At 64.3% G+C, this 15,426-nt stretch carries 19 protein-coding genes and 5 pseudogenes; 18 read left to right on the forward strand and 6 right to left on the reverse strand.

The features are described from left to right. Nucleotides 1-169: 169 nt before the first annotated feature. Nucleotides 170-1,305 (forward strand): annotated as a pseudogene (locus x551_RS11120) (IS3 family transposase). A gap of 73 nt (nt 1,306-1,378) precedes the next feature. On the opposite strand, the gene x551_RS24325 reads toward x551_RS11120, so the two are convergent. Next, entirely contained in the window at nt 1,379-1,639 is a 261-nt protein-coding gene (locus tag x551_RS24325) for a hypothetical protein (protein WP_216701318.1), read from the reverse strand. Nucleotides 1,640-1,688: 49 nt separating this feature from the next. After that, the gene (locus tag x551_RS24330; RefSeq protein ID WP_197028792.1) at nt 1,689-2,165 is read right to left on the reverse strand and encodes a EutN/CcmL family microcompartment protein; all 477 of its coding nucleotides are present in this window, start codon (nt 2,163-2,165) and stop codon (nt 1,689-1,691) included. Between the two features lie 2 nt (nt 2,166-2,167). Here x551_RS24330 and x551_RS27275 point away from each other — a divergent pair, with 2 nt between their 5' ends. From x551_RS27275 to x551_RS27290, 14 genes and pseudogenes are all read left to right on the forward strand, one after another. Further along, nucleotides 2,168-2,599 (forward strand): hypothetical protein, encoded by a 432-nt coding sequence (locus tag x551_RS27275; RefSeq protein WP_253950355.1) that lies wholly within the window; start codon nt 2,168-2,170, stop codon nt 2,597-2,599. Beyond that, on the forward strand, nt 2,571-3,170 hold the full coding sequence (locus tag x551_RS27280; protein ID WP_231497696.1) for a hypothetical protein: 600 nt from the start codon (nt 2,571-2,573) through the stop codon (nt 3,168-3,170). Before x551_RS27275 ends, x551_RS27280 begins: the two co-directional genes overlap by 29 nt. A 14-nt stretch (nt 3,171-3,184) precedes the next feature. Then, nucleotides 3,185-3,430: a hypothetical protein gene (locus x551_RS11135; RefSeq protein ID WP_036233515.1), complete on the forward strand. Its 246-nt coding sequence runs from the start codon at nt 3,185-3,187 to the stop codon at nt 3,428-3,430. Continuing rightward, on the forward strand, nt 3,394-4,215 hold the full coding sequence (locus x551_RS11140) for an HAD hydrolase-like protein (protein ID WP_036233511.1): 822 nt from the start codon (nt 3,394-3,396) through the stop codon (nt 4,213-4,215). Before x551_RS11135 ends, x551_RS11140 begins: the two co-directional genes overlap by 37 nt. After that, complete coding sequence (locus x551_RS11145; protein ID WP_036248538.1) at nt 4,212-4,937, forward strand: hypothetical protein; 726 nt, start codon at nt 4,212-4,214, stop codon at nt 4,935-4,937. Before x551_RS11140 ends, x551_RS11145 begins: the two co-directional genes overlap by 4 nt. Continuing rightward, nucleotides 4,931-5,458 carry a hypothetical protein gene (locus tag x551_RS11150; protein ID WP_152543492.1) on the forward strand — a complete coding sequence of 176 codons (528 nt, stop codon included), beginning with the start codon at nt 4,931-4,933 and terminating at the stop codon, nt 5,456-5,458. The genes x551_RS11145 and x551_RS11150 overlap by 7 nt, the downstream gene beginning before the upstream one ends. 30 nt (nt 5,459-5,488) lie before the next feature. Next, nucleotides 5,489-5,947, forward strand: coding sequence for a hypothetical protein (locus x551_RS11155; protein WP_036233505.1), 459 nt, complete (start codon nt 5,489-5,491; stop codon nt 5,945-5,947). 22 nt (nt 5,948-5,969) lie between these two features. Then, the gene (locus x551_RS11160; RefSeq protein ID WP_036233502.1) at nt 5,970-6,269 is read left to right on the forward strand and encodes a hypothetical protein; all 300 of its coding nucleotides are present in this window, start codon (nt 5,970-5,972) and stop codon (nt 6,267-6,269) included. Beyond that, nucleotides 6,266-6,424, forward strand: coding sequence for a hypothetical protein (locus x551_RS25820; protein ID WP_155935833.1), 159 nt, complete (start codon nt 6,266-6,268; stop codon nt 6,422-6,424). The genes x551_RS11160 and x551_RS25820 overlap by 4 nt, the downstream gene beginning before the upstream one ends. Before the next feature lie 194 nt (nt 6,425-6,618). After that, complete coding sequence (locus x551_RS11165) at nt 6,619-7,113, forward strand: hypothetical protein (protein ID WP_231497695.1); 495 nt, start codon at nt 6,619-6,621, stop codon at nt 7,111-7,113. Nucleotides 7,114-7,204: 91 nt separating this feature from the next. Next, nucleotides 7,205-7,516, forward strand: coding sequence for a BMC domain-containing protein (locus x551_RS11170; protein WP_275452072.1), 312 nt, complete (start codon nt 7,205-7,207; stop codon nt 7,514-7,516). 562 nt (nt 7,517-8,078) lie between these two features. After that, nucleotides 8,079-9,161 (forward strand): GAF domain-containing protein, encoded by a 1,083-nt coding sequence (locus x551_RS11175; protein WP_231497699.1) that lies wholly within the window; start codon nt 8,079-8,081, stop codon nt 9,159-9,161. Then, a pseudogene (locus x551_RS27285) lies at nt 9,080-9,361 on the forward strand (CdaR family transcriptional regulator); the annotation flags it as partial. The gene x551_RS11175 and the pseudogene x551_RS27285, both read left to right, overlap by 82 nt. Before the next feature lie 201 nt (nt 9,362-9,562). Next, the gene (locus x551_RS27290; RefSeq protein ID WP_231497698.1) at nt 9,563-9,820 is read left to right on the forward strand and encodes a helix-turn-helix domain-containing protein; all 258 of its coding nucleotides are present in this window, start codon (nt 9,563-9,565) and stop codon (nt 9,818-9,820) included. A gap of 16 nt (nt 9,821-9,836) precedes the next feature. Here the strand turns inward: x551_RS27290 and x551_RS11185 are convergent, their stop codons facing one another. The 4 genes and pseudogenes from x551_RS11185 to x551_RS11195 form a co-directional block, all read right to left on the reverse strand. After that, nucleotides 9,837-10,652: a tyrosine-protein phosphatase gene (locus tag x551_RS11185; protein WP_081771304.1), complete on the reverse strand. Its 816-nt coding sequence runs from the start codon at nt 10,650-10,652 to the stop codon at nt 9,837-9,839. A gap of 23 nt (nt 10,653-10,675) precedes the next feature. Continuing rightward, on the reverse strand, nt 10,676-11,164 hold the full coding sequence (locus x551_RS28170) for an iron-sulfur cluster-binding domain-containing protein (protein ID WP_310732255.1): 489 nt from the start codon (nt 11,162-11,164) through the stop codon (nt 10,676-10,678). A 41-nt stretch (nt 11,165-11,205) separates the two neighbouring features. Continuing rightward, nucleotides 11,206-11,685: pseudogene (locus x551_RS28175) on the reverse strand (ferredoxin reductase); the annotation flags it as partial. A gap of 176 nt (nt 11,686-11,861) precedes the next feature. Further along, the gene (locus x551_RS11195; protein ID WP_036248550.1) at nt 11,862-13,283 is read right to left on the reverse strand and encodes a Rieske 2Fe-2S domain-containing protein; all 1,422 of its coding nucleotides are present in this window, start codon (nt 13,281-13,283) and stop codon (nt 11,862-11,864) included. Between the two features lie 233 nt (nt 13,284-13,516). On the opposite strand from x551_RS11195, the pseudogene x551_RS11200 reads away from it, so the two are divergent. The 3 genes and pseudogenes from x551_RS11200 to x551_RS23455 all read left to right on the forward strand — a co-directional run. After that, nucleotides 13,517-13,913, forward strand: a pseudogene (locus x551_RS11200) (transposase); the annotation flags it as partial. Nucleotides 13,914-14,000: 87 nt separating this feature from the next. After that, nucleotides 14,001-14,766 (forward strand): annotated as a pseudogene (locus x551_RS11205) (helix-turn-helix domain-containing protein). Between the two features lie 291 nt (nt 14,767-15,057). Continuing rightward, nucleotides 15,058-15,426: transposase (locus x551_RS23455; protein ID WP_161728026.1), on the forward strand; the 369-nt coding region annotated here is incomplete at its 3' end.

The following is a 15,426-nucleotide window of genomic DNA, read 5'->3' on the forward strand; positions in this document are numbered from 1 at the left end:
TGCCATGCGCCGCAGGTTCAGTGCCATGCACACCAGCTTCCACTCCGCTCGCACCCGGTGCAGCCCTCGCAGGCTGAACAGAGCCGGCCGCGCAAATCTGAACACGGTCTAGAGTGGAACGGCTGCTCCGATGGGCGAGGATAGAGCCCGAGACGAAGGAGCAGAGGACATGAGCAGGAGACCCCGCCGCAACCACTCAGCGGCGTTCAAGGCCAAGGTGGCGATAGCGGCATTGGCCGATGGCAAGACCATCGCCGAGATCGCCCAGAAGCACGACGTGCACCCGAACCAGGTGACGGAGTGGCGCAGGTAGCTGATGGAACGCGCCGCGGGCGTGTTCGGTGCGGCGGTGGCGTCCGAGACCCCGCTGGTGGACCTGAAGGCGCGGCACGCCAAGATCGGGCAACTGACGCTGGAGAATGATTTTTTGGAAGGCGCGCTCGGCAAGGCGGGACTGCTGAGCGTAAAGCGATGATCGACCGAGAGCACGAGCTGCCGATCAAGCGCCAAGCCGAAGTCCTGGGCATCAGCCGTGGGGTGGTGTACTACTAGCCCGAGCCGGTCAGCCAGGCCGAGCTCGCGCTGATGCGGCGCATCGACGAACTGCATCTGGAGCACCCGTTCGCGGGCAGCCGGATGCTGCGCGACTTCCTGCGGCTGCAGGGCATCGAGGTGGGTCGCCGGCGCGTGGGCACGCTGATGCGACGCATGGGCATTCAGGCGCTGTACCGCAAGCCCAACACGAGCAAGCGGCACCCGGCGCACCCGGTGTTCCCGTATGCGCTGCGCGGGCTGGCCGTCGAGCGTGCCAACCAGGTCTGGGCGCCCGACATCACCTACATCCCGATGGCGCGCGGCTGGGTGTACCTGGTGGCGGTGCTGGACTGGCACAGCCGCCGGGTGCTGGCGCACCGGGTTTCCATCACGATGGAGGCGGACTTCTGCGTGGAGGCCTTGCGCGAGGCGGCGGCACGCTGGGGTGCGCCGCAGATCGTCAACACCGACCAGGGCAGCCAATTCAGCAGCGCCGAGTTCGTCGCTGAGGTGGCACACATTGGTGCGCGCCAGAGCATGGACGGCAAAGGCTGCTGGCGCGACAACGTCTTCGTCGAACGGCTGTGGCGCAGCGTGAAGTACGAGGACGTGTACCTGAAGGCCCACGACAGCGTTAGCGCCGCGCCGCGGCTGAGCCTGGCAGCGTACTTTAAATTCTACAACGCGCGCCGGCCGCACCAGAGCCACGACGGGAGTACGCCGAACATGGTCTACTTCGGCACGCTGCCCGCGCTGAAGCAGGCCGCCTGAAGGGTTGAACCATGAGTACATGGCTCAACCGGGGCGCCTCCGGCGGCCTGGCAGGGGCCCTGGGATAGAAAGATCAAATCGCCACCAATCCACTTATCCCAGGCCGATGCCTGTTCAAACGAGCGGAGCCGGCTCTGCGCTCGATGATGGCGCGCTGGGTGTCGGCGTCGAGCAGTGACTCGAGTGGTCGATCGCCGACACATGCCTGGCTCAACGGGATCACCATCTCGGGCCCGTGACTGCCGAGCGCCAACGGACGAACTTCCTGTGGCTTGGCGCGGCCGCTGAGTCCGACCAGCGAGCAGAAACGAGCCGCGTCGAGCACCCCGGCCATGCTGATCACCCCAGGGGCCAGAGTTCACCAGCCGGGCTGCGCCGCGTCTTCAGGGTTTGACGAAAGTGGTTCGGCCATCCAACTGCACCGAATCGACGATGGCGACGACGGCGGCGTCGTTCGGCACTGACTGCCCGTCGCGCTCGACTCGCGCGGAGCTGCCGCGCACGACCAGCACGACTTCGCCAACTCCGGCTCTGGCCAGGTCAACGGCGACATGCATCTGCTGCGGCGCAGCACCTTGGGGCTCCGACTCGCCGAGCGGATCCGAGGCTGCGACCGACTGCAGCAGCAGCTTGTGCGGGGCCAGGCCCTTGTGGCCTTGATCGACGCGACGACGGTGCCCCGTACCTGCGCGAGCTTCAAGAACGTTGTAGGGTATGCCCCACGAACGGCGAATTCGTTGGCCGGGCTGGACAGTTGCTACTGCGCCGATTTGTCCGCCGCGGCCATAGGCGCCTATTTCGCCGCCCCTTAGAGTTCTCCTACTAAAGCGACCTCCGGTGCACCGGAGTGCAGGAGACAAGCGTGATTCGCGACGAAGATGCAGACTTCCACCCGCCCGACCCAGCGCACCCGGCCTGGGCCGAGACCAACTACTTCGGTTTCTACAACGCCGAAGAGCACCTGAACGTCGGCGTCTACGCGCTGTTTCGCACCAACCTCGGAACGGTGACGTCGTCCGTCTGCATCAACTCCCGGCGCACGGTGACGCACTGGGAGGCCGACTTCTGCGACATGCGTTCGGCCATCCCCGTCCCGCAACCACGCAACCTGCGGGACTACAGGCTGAGCAACGGCCTGCACGTGCGCTGCCTCGAGCCTAACCGCGTCTGGCAGATCCATTACGACGACGGGCAGGAAACGCGCATCGACGTGCGCTACGAGGCGCTGATGCCGGGCTTCGACATCCACGACCCGGCGATGGACGATGTGCGCCTCGGCCTCGCGCGAAGGTAAGTTCGCCTGGGGCACGGCGTACAACGGGCACTTCGACCAGACCGGCGTATTCACCGGCAGCGTGACCATCCGCGGACGGAAGGTACCGATCGATTGCGTGTCGACGATGGATCACAGCTGGGGTCCACGGCCTGAGCGCGGCGCACCGGCGATGAGCTGGCTGCACGGCCACTTCTCGAGGGACTTGGCGATTCACGCGATCCTGGGTTTCGACCCGGCGCGCGACAACGGGCGCGAGCTGTGGCTGGCGCACGGTTACGTGCTGGAGCGCGGCAAAGTGTTCGGTCTGAAGGCCGGCGCCGGGCAGACGGTGCGCAAGCAGGAGCGTTATCCCGAGACTATCGCGCTGCGGCTCACTGACAGCGCGGATCGCGTGTGGGAAATGAACGGGCGCACGTTGACCACCATGCCGTGGGTCTACGTGCCCAACAGCATCGGCTTCAACACGCTCAGCGAATGGACCTGCGGCACTCAGCGCGGCTACGGCGAGGTGATGGACTTCATCGAGCTGCCGGTTCTGAACGCGCTGAACAGCTCTTCTTCGACGCTGCGGCCGTCCAAACCGCTTTGAGCGTCGCCGCAGCCATGCCTCGCGCCATTCTGTTCTACATGGACGGCACCCTGGTGGACACGCGCGCCGCATCGTGGGAGCTGTTTGCCGAGACGAACCGCGAGTTCGCCCTCGGCATTGACACGCGCGAGGCATTCTTCAAGATCTTCGAGGGCAACTTCTTCGATCGCTGGCGCGGCTGCGCCCCGACAGCCGCCGATTCGAGGCGGTCAAGCGCTACTTCATGGATCTGCTGCGCACGCGCTACCGGCCGGCGATGATTCCCGGCATGGTCGATGTGGTCAGCGCATTGGCGCCGCACCGCACGCTGGCAGTGCTGTCGACCAACGGCATCGAGGCCATACGGCGCATCCTCGTCGACGCCGGTATCGCAACCTGCTTCTCGCACGTGTTCTCCGCCGAGCTCCAGCCGAGGAAGTCCGAGTCGATGCGCCGCTTCCTCGGTGACTATCGCTACGCCGCGCAGCGCTGCTGCAGCCCGGCATACCGCGAGGAACCGACCGGCGACGACGAGCTCGAATCGTCCGACTGCGTGCTGGTCACCGACACCGTCGGCGACGTCGCCGAGGCCAAGGAAGTCGGCATCGCCACCGTTGGTGTGGCCTGGGGCACGCACAGCGAGCGCCAACTGCTCGACGCCGGCGCGAAGGAGGTGGCGCTGTGGCCGCAGGAGTTCGTCGCATGGCTGCGTCCCGAGGACTGCCGCGGTCCGGCATGCGGCAGCATGGCCGACGCCACGGCGTCGGGGGCCGCCTCGACCGACCTGCAGGCCGCCGGCCGCCTGCGCCGCGACCACTGGCTCCACCACCGGCGTGCGGCTGCCGCCGCCGCGGCTGGCCAGCGGCGTGGATGCCGAACTGTTGGGTGCATTGCGCCGTGTCGTGCGCAGTCGGTCATGAGGCGCGCACGCGGCGTCGAGCGGTGCCGGGCGCCCCCCGGACCGCTTGCCGTGGCACGCCAACAGGCAAACGGGGTGGCCGATCGCGGCTGCCGGCCATCCCCGAACAGTGAAAGCCGAGTACCTTCTAAGGAGAATAGCAGATGAAGGGTCTTGAACTGATGCCCCTTGAGGAGACAGTCAAGTGGGCGAAACACAACTCTTGGTATGTGGCCGACTTGCTGGCCAGACGGGGCACAGAGGGCGTGAATCCGCTGATTCCGCGTGCCGAATACGAGATGCTGTCATTCCAGACCACCTTCCTGCAGCACCCATGGCTCTACATGTGGCTGGGCGAGAAGGTCGGGATGGAAGGCATCCGGGCGACTTGCAGTTCGGGCCATCGGCAATTTGGTATCAAGACTATCACGCCGTGCAACATCCAGTGGGGCTGTGGTATTGCGCTGTTCGGGAGGCTCTTCCTGATTGACGGCGGACTGATTGGACCGAACGACTATCTCGACAATCTGCGCATCATCTATAGCTTCTGGCGAACCGTCTTTGAGGGCTACATGCGACAAAGGAAGCCGGCGGTTATGGACCTGGGGTATACGCTGCAAGTGCTTGATCAGGATGTCGTGGAGGATCTTGGCAATCAGGTTGAGCCTCTGAATGATCCGGAACTCCGCGCGACGGTCGGTCAGTTCAATTCGCTGGTTCAGCTAATGGGCTTTCTCGATCACTACGACAACCGCTTGGGTCTTGGCGACACCGGTCCTTATGACCTGGGCGATCGACTGATGATCGTCAGAGACTGTTTTGTCAATGAGAAAGCCTATCCTTGGACGTATGTGTGGGAGATCTCCCGTTCTCGTACTCGCTCGTGCTGACGTTCGACAAGAAGAAGATGATGCGCGACCGAAAGAACGGGAAGTTGAAGATGTTCTCCATCTACAACACCGGTACGCTGTTCGCCGATCCTCCCGACTACGAAGATAGTGCGCTCTTGGAAGTCGCGGTGTTCCAGCGGGATGAGGACTATCCCCGTGGCACCTCGACGCGGATACCGCTGAGCGAACTGGGAACGCACATCCAGAAGATCGAGGCAGCCGTTGAGCGGATGTATTCATATCTTGCGATGAAGCCCAAGTTCGACAAAATCCTCGAAGGCAATTGGACCTATGTGGGCGCCTCGCTCCCGTATGTGCGCGCCCATGACCTTGAGGCCGAGGCCGCTTCGATGGGTTTCTGGGATATGGATCAGACGAGCATGGAGTACTTCCTCAAGGGGTATTCAAGGGCAGCGGAAGTCCAGCGCAAGGCGACGGCCGGGCTGGGCGCGCCCCCCCCGCAGTTGCCGGGGTTCCGCTGCAGAGGAACCAAGTTTGGCAGGTACGAGATCAACAATTGACTAGCCGGCGACCCGCCGAAAGGAGCAGCCATGGCTGAAATCAAAGTGAAGAAGGATGACGACAAGCGGTTCAGCTGGTCCCACGAAGAGTGGAAGCTGAGCGTCGATTTCAAGACCTCCGATGAGTTCGAGGATTGGCTCAACAAGGAAACGAAGTACTTCATTCGAGCCAATGCAGGGTTCTACGCTCAGTGCGTCATTGTCTGCGTCGAGTCGAAGGGCGATGAGTTCCTGTGCTACGTGGACTACTACAAGGGCAAGTACCCACCTTGGTACAGCGCAGAGGAGTTGGCCGTGCTCGACATCGATGAACTGCGTAAGGAGCCCGCCAAGGTCAAGTGGGAAGACTGGGAATGGACGACCCTCAAGCAGGACGACTTCCCGCTGCGCCTGAAGGAAGTCATCTTCCTTTACCCGCCCCAGGAGCCTGTGATGCCGTGGTTGTTCCTGTCGCCCGAAGAAAGTGGCTTGGCAAAGATGGACATCTAAAACCGCACCAGGAGACGCTTAAATGAGTGACGAAACTGTCAAAGAGATTGAAGGCTACCGGTATATCGGCCAAGGCTACAATGTCGTGCCGGTCGGCCGACACAAGGGCGTCGCATTGAATGTGACGGACCCTAAGCAGATGATCGCGTTGATGGGCAATGCGCAGAAGATCAAAGAGACCATCGTAGTGACCCCGGGTGGTACCACCACCTTCGTCGCGCCGTTGCTCTATAAGAAGCCAGCCGGCATCATCACCTATGGGGGACACCCGAGTCTCACCTCGGCATCGTGGGTCGGAATTTCCGAGTGCCGATCGTCATGACGTTGAAGCTGGAAGGTATTGGAGCCATCCCGGACGGTACCCCGCTGCTGATGGAGTGCGATGGGAAACTGGGGCGCGTCTACGCGAAGATGGACATCAAGGCAGGAGCAAGTCAGCCAGCCGCGGACCAGTCGCCCGGCTCGACGCTTGGGTAGACTCCTGGTGGCAGGCGGGGACGGCGCGGGTGCAATTCGCGGTCGTCCCCGCTACCTTTGCAAACAAAGACACTAAGGAGCAACGGCCTCGGTTCACGTGGGGCCGGCAGTTGAAAATGCTTACGGAAACAGACTTCCTTGTACTCAATGCGGTCTACCTGAAGAAGGTAGCCACTGGGACGCAGGTCAGTGAGATGACCGGCGTCGCATCGGATGACGTTGCGCACATCTTCGCGGTTGCGACGGAACAGGGCTGGCTGATGGACATGGGTTCTGACGGTGTGATGGTCCTGGAAGATGGAATCGCCCAAGTGAAGACGTATTACACCGAAACTTATGCGAGCTTGCGGTCCAATGCTGCGTTGACCGATTGGTACCGCGGCTTCGAGTCGCTCAATGTGCGCTTCGTCGCTGCAGTCACCGAATGGCAAGAGAGTGACGGATCGGATCGCAGTGAACAACGCGTCGTTCAGGGTGCGGAGCGACTGGCCAAGGACATCTTGCGGCTCATGCCGCTCGTACCGCGCTATGAGAGCTATGTGAGCCGGCTCGAACGTAGCATGGAGCGCGTCGACGCAGGAGAGCGCGACTACGTCTGCAACCCGACCGTCGACTCGGTCCACAACGTCTGGTTCGAGTTTCACGAGGACATCCTTACCGTGCTTGCCAAGCCACGCGACACGACATGACCAGGTCCGCGCCGGAGGTGCCGCTGGACTGCCGTTCAGCGGCTCCGCCTCAGCGGAGACTTGCCTACAATGGCACGGTGCGCAGCGCGTCATGGAGGGCAGCATCATGAGTGGCGGCTTACACGGAACGGCCTTGGGATTCGTCGAAACCATTGGCAAGACGGCCGGCATGTACGCTGCCGATGCGATGGTCAAGGTGGCGAACGTGACGCTGCAGACGGCGCAGCAGCCGGGCGGCGGCATCATCACCGTGATCGTCCGCGGCGAGGTGGCGGCGGTGCAGGCGGCCATCGAGGCCGGCGCCGCCGCCGCTCGAAGCGTGGGCAAGGTACGCGCCATGCATGTGATTCCTCGCCCGCACGAGGATATCGAGGCGATCCTCGAGCGGCCTCCTGTCCGCTAGTGTAGGGGATGCGATGCACAAGGCGAAGCGCAGCGGACACCTGGTAGTCATCTCGCAGCCAACAACGGCTGGCGAACCGGCGCCAGCCGTCGAGTCGATCGGCGTGCTCGGCGAGGCGCTGGGTGCGATGGCCGGCGCCGCGCTCGGGCCCGAGCAGGGTCTGAAGGAGGTCGCGGCGGAGCGCTTCGCCGCAGTGCTCGGCGGGCACGATGCGATCGTCATTGAACGCAGCGGTACTGGCTGGCACTGCGCCAGCACCCGTGTTTCCCGACTGGGCGATCGAGCCGCCGAAATTCCGGCAACGATCCCGATGTCGCGCGACATCGTCGTCCTGCCTGGGATCGGCGCCTTTATCTCCGTGAAGCCGGACGTGGGCGTCCTGACCGATCGCCAGGTCATCGAGGCGGACCGCGCCGTCATGCTGCGCTCGCTGGCGATCGGCTTCGACCTGGCACTCACGGCGGCAACTCAGTACCGCGTCACGTTCGACGCGATAAACGAGATCGGCAGCCTGCAGCAGATCGCCAAACGCATCCTGTCTGCGGCCGAATTGGACGAGGTCATGTTCTCGATCACGCGAGAGGCGACCCGGCTTCTCGCCGCGGACATCGGCGGGGTGTTCCTGCGCGACGGCGACGATCTCGTCATGCGCAGCTGCGTGGGCAACGACACCTTGGACATCGACCGGCTCAGGATGAAGCGAGGCCAGGGGCTCGCCGGCCGCGTCCTCGATACCGCGCGCCCCTGGAAGGTCGATGACTACCTCGCCAGCGAAGAACTCAACCGCGACTTCTTCTGGCTCGCACGTGACGAGCACATCCGCTGCGCCGTGGGCGCGCCGTTGCACGCCCGCGGGGAGGTGATCGGCGTCCTCGAGGTCTGGCGCAGGCGCAACGTACCGTTCACCGACCAGGACGTCCAGCGTCTGGCCGCGCTGGCCAACCTGACCACGATCGCCATCCAGAACGCCCGGCTGTACGAGAGCCAGAAGGCCGCCATGCGGCAGCTGACGCAGATCAACGAGAACCTGTGCCGGCAGCACGAGTTCGTGCAGCTGTCCGCCCGGCTTCAGGATGACCTGATCGGGGCGCTGCTCGAAGGCGGCGGGGTTGCCGCGATTGCGCGGATCGTGGCCCGCCACGCGGCGGCGGAGGTCGCCATCCTGGGCGCCGATTTCGGGGTCATGGCGGCCTATCCGACGTGTGTCGCGGGTGCCGCCTGGCTGGTGAGGGTGGAGACCGCCAGCCAGCAGTTGCCCGGGCACGCCAACAGCACGACCGCGACCGCGCGATGGCAGGATGCCTGGCTTTCGCTGCGGCCGATCGTCGCCGGCGGTGACCGCATCGGCTGGGTATGCGCGCTTTCGCCGACCGCGCCCGGGGACATCCAGGAAGCCGCGATTCGTCAGGCCGCCGTCGCCAGCGCGCTCTACTGTCTCGAACAGCGCTCGGCCAGTCAGGCCCGCGCGTCCGCGCTTGGAGCGTTGATGTGGGACCTGCTCGAGGGCACGCCGCCGATCAGGCAGTCCGCGCTCGATCGGCTGACGGACTTCCACATCGACCTGCAGGGCCCCACCGAGTCGTCCACGGCACCATCGACGGGCTGGCTGAAACCGCGCGAGGCGAAGGCTGGAACATGGACATGATGGAGCGCAAGCAACGTGCCGTGCACGAAGCCTGCGAGCGCGCACTGAGCTCGGTGTCACTGAAGCTGATCGCCTCCCGAGGCGACTTGGTGGTGGCGATCGTCTCCGCCCTGGACGCCGCTCGCGCGACCCGAGTGCTCAAATCGCTGCACGAGGAGATCCTTGCGAAGGACGGGGTGAGGACCTTCTGGGGCGTCAGCGCTCCGTGCGAGTCGCCGTCGCAACTGCCGAGCGCGAACCACGAGGCCCGCTGTGCGGCGCTCGCGGTTGCGAAACTGGGGACGCCGAAGAACCCGGTGGTGATCCACGAGCACCTGGGCGTCCTGACACTGCTGCTGCAGGGCAGCGAAATCGCCGATGGTCGGGATCTGCGCAAGTTCATCAACCGCATCCTGGGTCCGATGTTCAAGTACGACTCGGCCCACCACGGCGTCCTTGCCAAGACGATTCGCGCATATCTGGACAACGACTGCTCGCTGAAACTCACTGCGCAACAGCTGTTTGTCCACGAGAAGACGGTCCGCTACCGCCTGGTCCAGTTCGAGGAGCTGACGGGGGTGGACCTTCGTCGGCACCGGGAACGGATGTCGGTCGACCTCGCGCTGCTGATGCACGACTTCGCGACGCGCTCGGCGGACGCCGACGCTGGCGAGGGCTGAAGAGCCCCCACCTCTCTCACGCAGCAGAGGGCGCGGCAGCCGGCTCGGTGAGCTGATCGCGCAGCCTGCGGCGGCGCTCCGCGTCGAAACCCAGACCGCGTGTGAGGTAGTTGTCGACGTCACCGAAGGCGGATTCGATCGACTCGAAAGCTGCCTCGATGTAAGCTGGTTTGGCGGCCGTGAACACTTCTGCTACTGAGGCTGGGGTTCCGGGCGGCATCAGGTGGCCGATGTCGCGGCGATGGGCGTTCGTCAGCAGGTAGTCTTCGACGATCACCGACCTCGACGCGCCGAGCGCCATCAGGATAACGGCCGCGCCGAAACCCGTGCGATCTTTGCCGCTCACGCAGTGGATCAGCATCGGCCGCCCCGCCGCCTCCTCCACCGCTTCGAGCATGCTCCGGTACTCGGCACAATGATGCAGCGGGTAGAGTCGGTAGTGCCCGGTGACGGCCCGCTCGACTCCGGCGGCGTCGATGCGCAGTTCCCGCAACTCCTCCAGCATTTCCGCCACACCTTGCGGCCAGAAGCCGAGCTGCGCGATCCTCGGGATTGCACCGGCCGGCAGCCGGTTCGGGTGGGTCGCGCGCTCGTTGGCGACGCGGAAGTCGATCACGCCGTAAAGGTCGAGCGCGGCAACGAGTTCCAGATCCCGGCCGGTGAGCGCTGCCAGCGAGTCCGAGCGGAACAGGCAGCGCCACCGCGTCCGCCGCCCGTCACCCACCGGATAACCGCCCAGATCGCGAAAGTTCACCGCCCCCTCGAGCGGCAGCCGGCGATGCCTGTCGGCGCGCTGCGGATTCAGCGGCGAAACGCTCACTTTGTCGCTCATGGCTGCGTGGTCCAGTGCGCCGGTCACAGGTCGAGGACGAGCAGCGCGCCGTGCGAGCGCGAGACGCAAGTGGTCAGGAACTGCGTGCGCGCTTCGGCGTTCAGCACGTAGTCCCGATGGTCGACCTCCCCGGAGAAGTAGCGCACCTTGCAGGTCCCGCACAGCCCACTCTGGCAGGACATCGGTATTTCGACACCGTGCTCTCCGAGTACCTGGGCGATCGACTTGTCGTTGGGTACAGTCAGCACCACACCCGTGCTGGCGATCTTCAGCTGGAACCCGAGCGCCAGCGCCTCGCTGCCGATGTCCGGGACTTCCTCCGCGGGCACCGCCGGTGCGCCGACGAAATACTCGCAGTGCACGGCGTCTGCGGGCCAATGCGCACTGGCCCGCGCGCATGCCGCCATAAACCCCTGCGGACCGCAGTAGTACAGCTGCGATCCGGGCTCGTAGCGGCGCAGCAGCACGGCGATATCCAGTCCGTTGGCCGGATTGCCGCCGTCGTAGTGCATGACCACGCGCCCTTGGCCGCCAGCGGCTCGAACTCCTCGTGGAACGCGGCGTGTGCACGCGACTTGGCGCAGTAGTGCAGCACGAAGTCGGCACCGAGCTTCTCGAGCCGGTGAACCATCGCCTTCATCGGCGTGATGCCAATACCGCCCGCAAGCAGAATGTGGTGCGGCGCCCCCTCCACCAGCGGGAAGTTGTTGCGAGGCCGTCCGACAGCAACCAGCCGCTGCGTGTGCACGCGCTCGTGGATGGCGACAGACCCTCCGCGGCCGTTGTCTTCGCGAAGCACCGCAATCAGATAGCGCCGCCGATCGTCAGGGTCGTTGCACAGCGAATACTGCCTTATCCGCCCATCCCGGAAATACAAGTCCACATGCGCTCCCGCAGTGAACTCGGGCAGCTCGCTGCCGTCTTCGGATGCGAACTCGTAGGCATTGATGCCGATTGCCTGGTAGGTGATCTGCCGCACCCGCAGTCGCAACGCTGTCTTCGGGTACTTGTCTGCGGACCCTAGTTGATACATGCCGATTCCCTGGAAAGGGCTTCTACGTTGTTACGGCTGACTGGCCAAGGGAATGGGGGCTTGAGCGCCGCCTTCGCTTCCCAGCACCGCACAACCCAGCTCTGGAGGGGCGTGGCCCCGCCACTTCCCTCGGAGCATCCACAAGGGGTGGTCGAAGTGCCCCGGCCGTTGGGCGCTCACAATCTGGACTCCATTTCGTCCAGCCGCCCCAAGACGTGCGCTTTTCGCTGCTCCCGTGGCAGTTCATCGCATTCTTTCAGGAACACGAAGACCTCGTGTGCCGCCTTACGAATGGCTTCCTTGTCCTTCTCATTGTCGGCGTTGCGGCGGATCTTGAGCCTGGTGTCGGAGGTGTATCGCGGCAAGGTCTCCTCACGGCCGGCTTCAGCTCGTGCAGACACCGGGTCGGGCGGCAGCTTTCCAGCAATGGCATCGCGCAGTTGCGATCGGTACATGTAGACCCCCACATCCGATCGACCCGGGTGCTCGAGACTGTGGATGGCCATGGGCCCTTGACTCACGATGACTTCGTAGTCGCCCGGAGCGCGCTGCATCTCGTCGTAGCTTCGATGCCGAGTCTGCCCGATGAGAAAGTCGATCTTGTCGACCCCACACTGTTCTTCCTTTCCATTGTGGTTCGGATCGACCTCATCGTTGAAGTGTCGCCAACCGAAGGCAATCGAGTGTTGATCATCGACCGGAACCTGCCAGCGCGACATAGCAGGGCCTGAGTGCCGTTGCGGTGCTGCTGCCACGATAGCGGCGTTTTGCATGAAGTTGGGGAGCGCCAACTCCGAGATGCGAATCCAGACAGTGTCGTCCGAAAGGCGTCGTCCGGCGGTAAAGATGATGCCGTTCCCACCGTGGGTTGCATGCCAGTCGATCACGGGCATCTCGCCGAAGCCCCCCTGCAGCGTCACACCATCCGCGATACTGGAATTCACGCCAGCCACGGTCATGTTGTTGTGCAGCAAGGCGGTGTGATAGTGATCGATCTGGTTCTCGTGAACTTGCAGCCAGTTGCAGTCGAACACGTTGGAGAAGGGGATCAGGCGGGTGCCGCGTGGCCAAACGTAGCCATCAAAGACAGGGAACTTCGGCTTTCTGTCCGGCGGCCCCATGTAAGCGAACACGAGGCCGTCGCGCTCGAATGCCGGGTAGGCGCCCTGGCAGACGGTGTCCTTCAACCGGGAGTCGGCAGGTTCCGCAGGCGCCTCCAACAGCTTGCCGTTAACGTCGAACTGCCAGCCGTGATAGCAGCAGCGGATGCCGCGTTGCTGCACGATCCCGAATTCGAGCGAAGCCCCGCGGTGGGCGCACTTGCGGTGCAGCACGCCGACATTGCCTTCGCGATCCCTGAACGCCACCAAGTCCTCGTGCATGATCCGGATGGCCTTCGGAACATCGGTCAGCTCTTGCGACAAGCACACCGGCTGCCAGTACCGACGCATGTACTCACCCATCGGGGTGCCCGGCCCGGTGCGCATGATGTCTTCGCTCGTGGGCGCCGCGTTCTGCAGGCCGCGTAGCAGGTAGCCGCTGTACGGTGCGCCTTGTGCGGCGGCAGGTGCAGCGCCTCGACGTTCGTTGGTGGTCATCTGACGATCTCCTTTGTTGCCATAGAGAGGCCCATACGGACACCCTGTACGGCAGTCTAGCCAGCACCACAGGGGATGTCTTTGGCGGCCTCAGATAAAAGCATGGCTGTCTTTTGGCGACATCAACCAAGAGACGACTCAGGGCGGCAGCGGTTCAACCTCTCGGGCAGGTCTGAACAAGTCCACCGACCGCGCCGGGTGATCGTTGAGCCGCGCAAGGAGCGAGCAGCACGATGGGTCAGATCAGTTTGTCGGATGCGGAGTACGCCGGCAAACGCAAGAAGACGCGGCGCGAAGTGTTCCTGGCCGAGATGGAAGTCATGGTCCCCTGGAAGGCGCTGCTCGACCTGATGAGCCGCACTACCCGGCGGCCGGTCGCGTCCGTCCTCCCTACCTGCTGGCGTCGATGCTGCGCGCGCACCTGATGCAGAACTGGTTCGCGCTGAGCGACCCAGCGATGGAAGAGGCGCTGTACGAGGGCTGCGCGCCTTCGCCAACCTGAGCCTGAGCGAGCCGATCCCCGACGAGACCACCATCCTCAACTTCCGCCACCTGCTGGAAGCCAATGACCTGGCCGAGGACATCTTCGAGGCGGTCAACAAGCACCTCGAGCGCAAGGGGCTGCTGCTCTAGTGTCGTGAGTTAGTTTAGAAGTTCATTGAACTATTTGAGGCGCCGCCGCTCTGTCGTGTACCGTGTGCACACGACGAGGCGGCGATGCGAGGAAGACCCAAGGCCGAACTGGTGCTGACCGAGCCTGAGCGCGACGAGTTGGTTGCGCTGACGCTCAGACGCAAGACGGCGCAGGCGCTGGTCCTGCGCGCGCGGATCGTGCTGGCCTGCGCGGACGGGCAGGACAGCAAGGTCGTCGCCGCGCAGCAGCGGGTCACGCCGCAGACGGTGGGCAAGTGGCGCGCTCGGTACGTGGAGCATCGGCTGGATGGCCTGTTGGATGCGCCGCGTTCGGGTGCGCCGCGAACGATCGATGACGCGAGAGTCGACGCCGTGATCGCCAAGACACTGGAGTCCGTGCCGGACGGCGCCACGCACTGGAGCACCCGCACCATGGCGCGCGAGGTTGGGCTGACGCAGACGGCGGTGTCGCGCATCTGGTGTCAGTGGTCTTCCAATAATCCCCAATGTGCCGACGATGCTGGACATCCACTTGGTGATGGATAACTACGGCACCCACAAGACCCCGTCGATCAAGGCCTGGTTCGCGCGGCACCCGCGATTCCACGTCCACTTCACGCCCACCTCGGCATCCTGGCTCAATCAGGTCGAACGCTGGTTCGCCACGCTCACCCAGCGCTACATCCGCCGCGGCACACACCGCTCGACACGCCAACTCGAAGAAGCCATCAAGCACTACGTCAACGTTAACAACGCCGATCCCAAGCCGTTCGTCTGGTCCAAGAGCGCTGATGACATCCTCGCCAGCCTCGAGAGGTTTTGTCTGCGAACTTCTAACTCACGACACTAGGAGTCCGCGCGGCAGAAGCCGCGCAGCCTCCTAGCCTGCGGCCTTACGCACCGCTCCACCGAGCCCCCTCCGAGAGGGAGCTCCAGCTTGTTCGACCGCACCCTCCAGCCTCCCTCCGCGAGGGAGGCTCCAGTCAGTCCGACGAGTGCCTTTGCGCCGTTCAGCTTGCGCTGAGCACCGTAATAGTCCGACCGACCCCGTCATTGCCCCCGGCGTCGCCAGCCGGCAGCATCTTCTCTGATGGAGTGCGCATCCGCTTGATGGTGTGCACCAACGGAGATGGTGCACACCATGAAGGATCAAACAGGAGGATCGCGGCGAAGCCGGCGACAACACGAACGGGCGTTCAAGGACGAGCTGATCGCGCAGAGCCTGCTCCCAGACGCGTCGGTCTCGGCCATCGCGATGAAGGGCGGCATCAACGCCAATCTCCTGTTCAAGTGGCGACGTGAGCACCTCAGGGCGATGGCGATGGCGGCGCCCGCATCGACCGCAGCGACGCTGCTGCCGGTCTGCCTGATCCCCGAGACCGCTGCCGCGACCGACGAACCGCCGGTGCCCGACGCCCCCGCCGTCAACCGGAACTCGCGCCCCGGCGTCATCGAGATCGAGATCGCCGGTGCTCAGCTGCGCCTTCGCGGCGCCGTCGACGAGGCCCTG

This window comes from Methylibium sp. T29 (genome assembly GCF_000576205.1).
Classification (GTDB): Bacteria; Pseudomonadota; Gammaproteobacteria; order Burkholderiales; family Burkholderiaceae_C; genus Methylibium; species Methylibium petroleiphilum.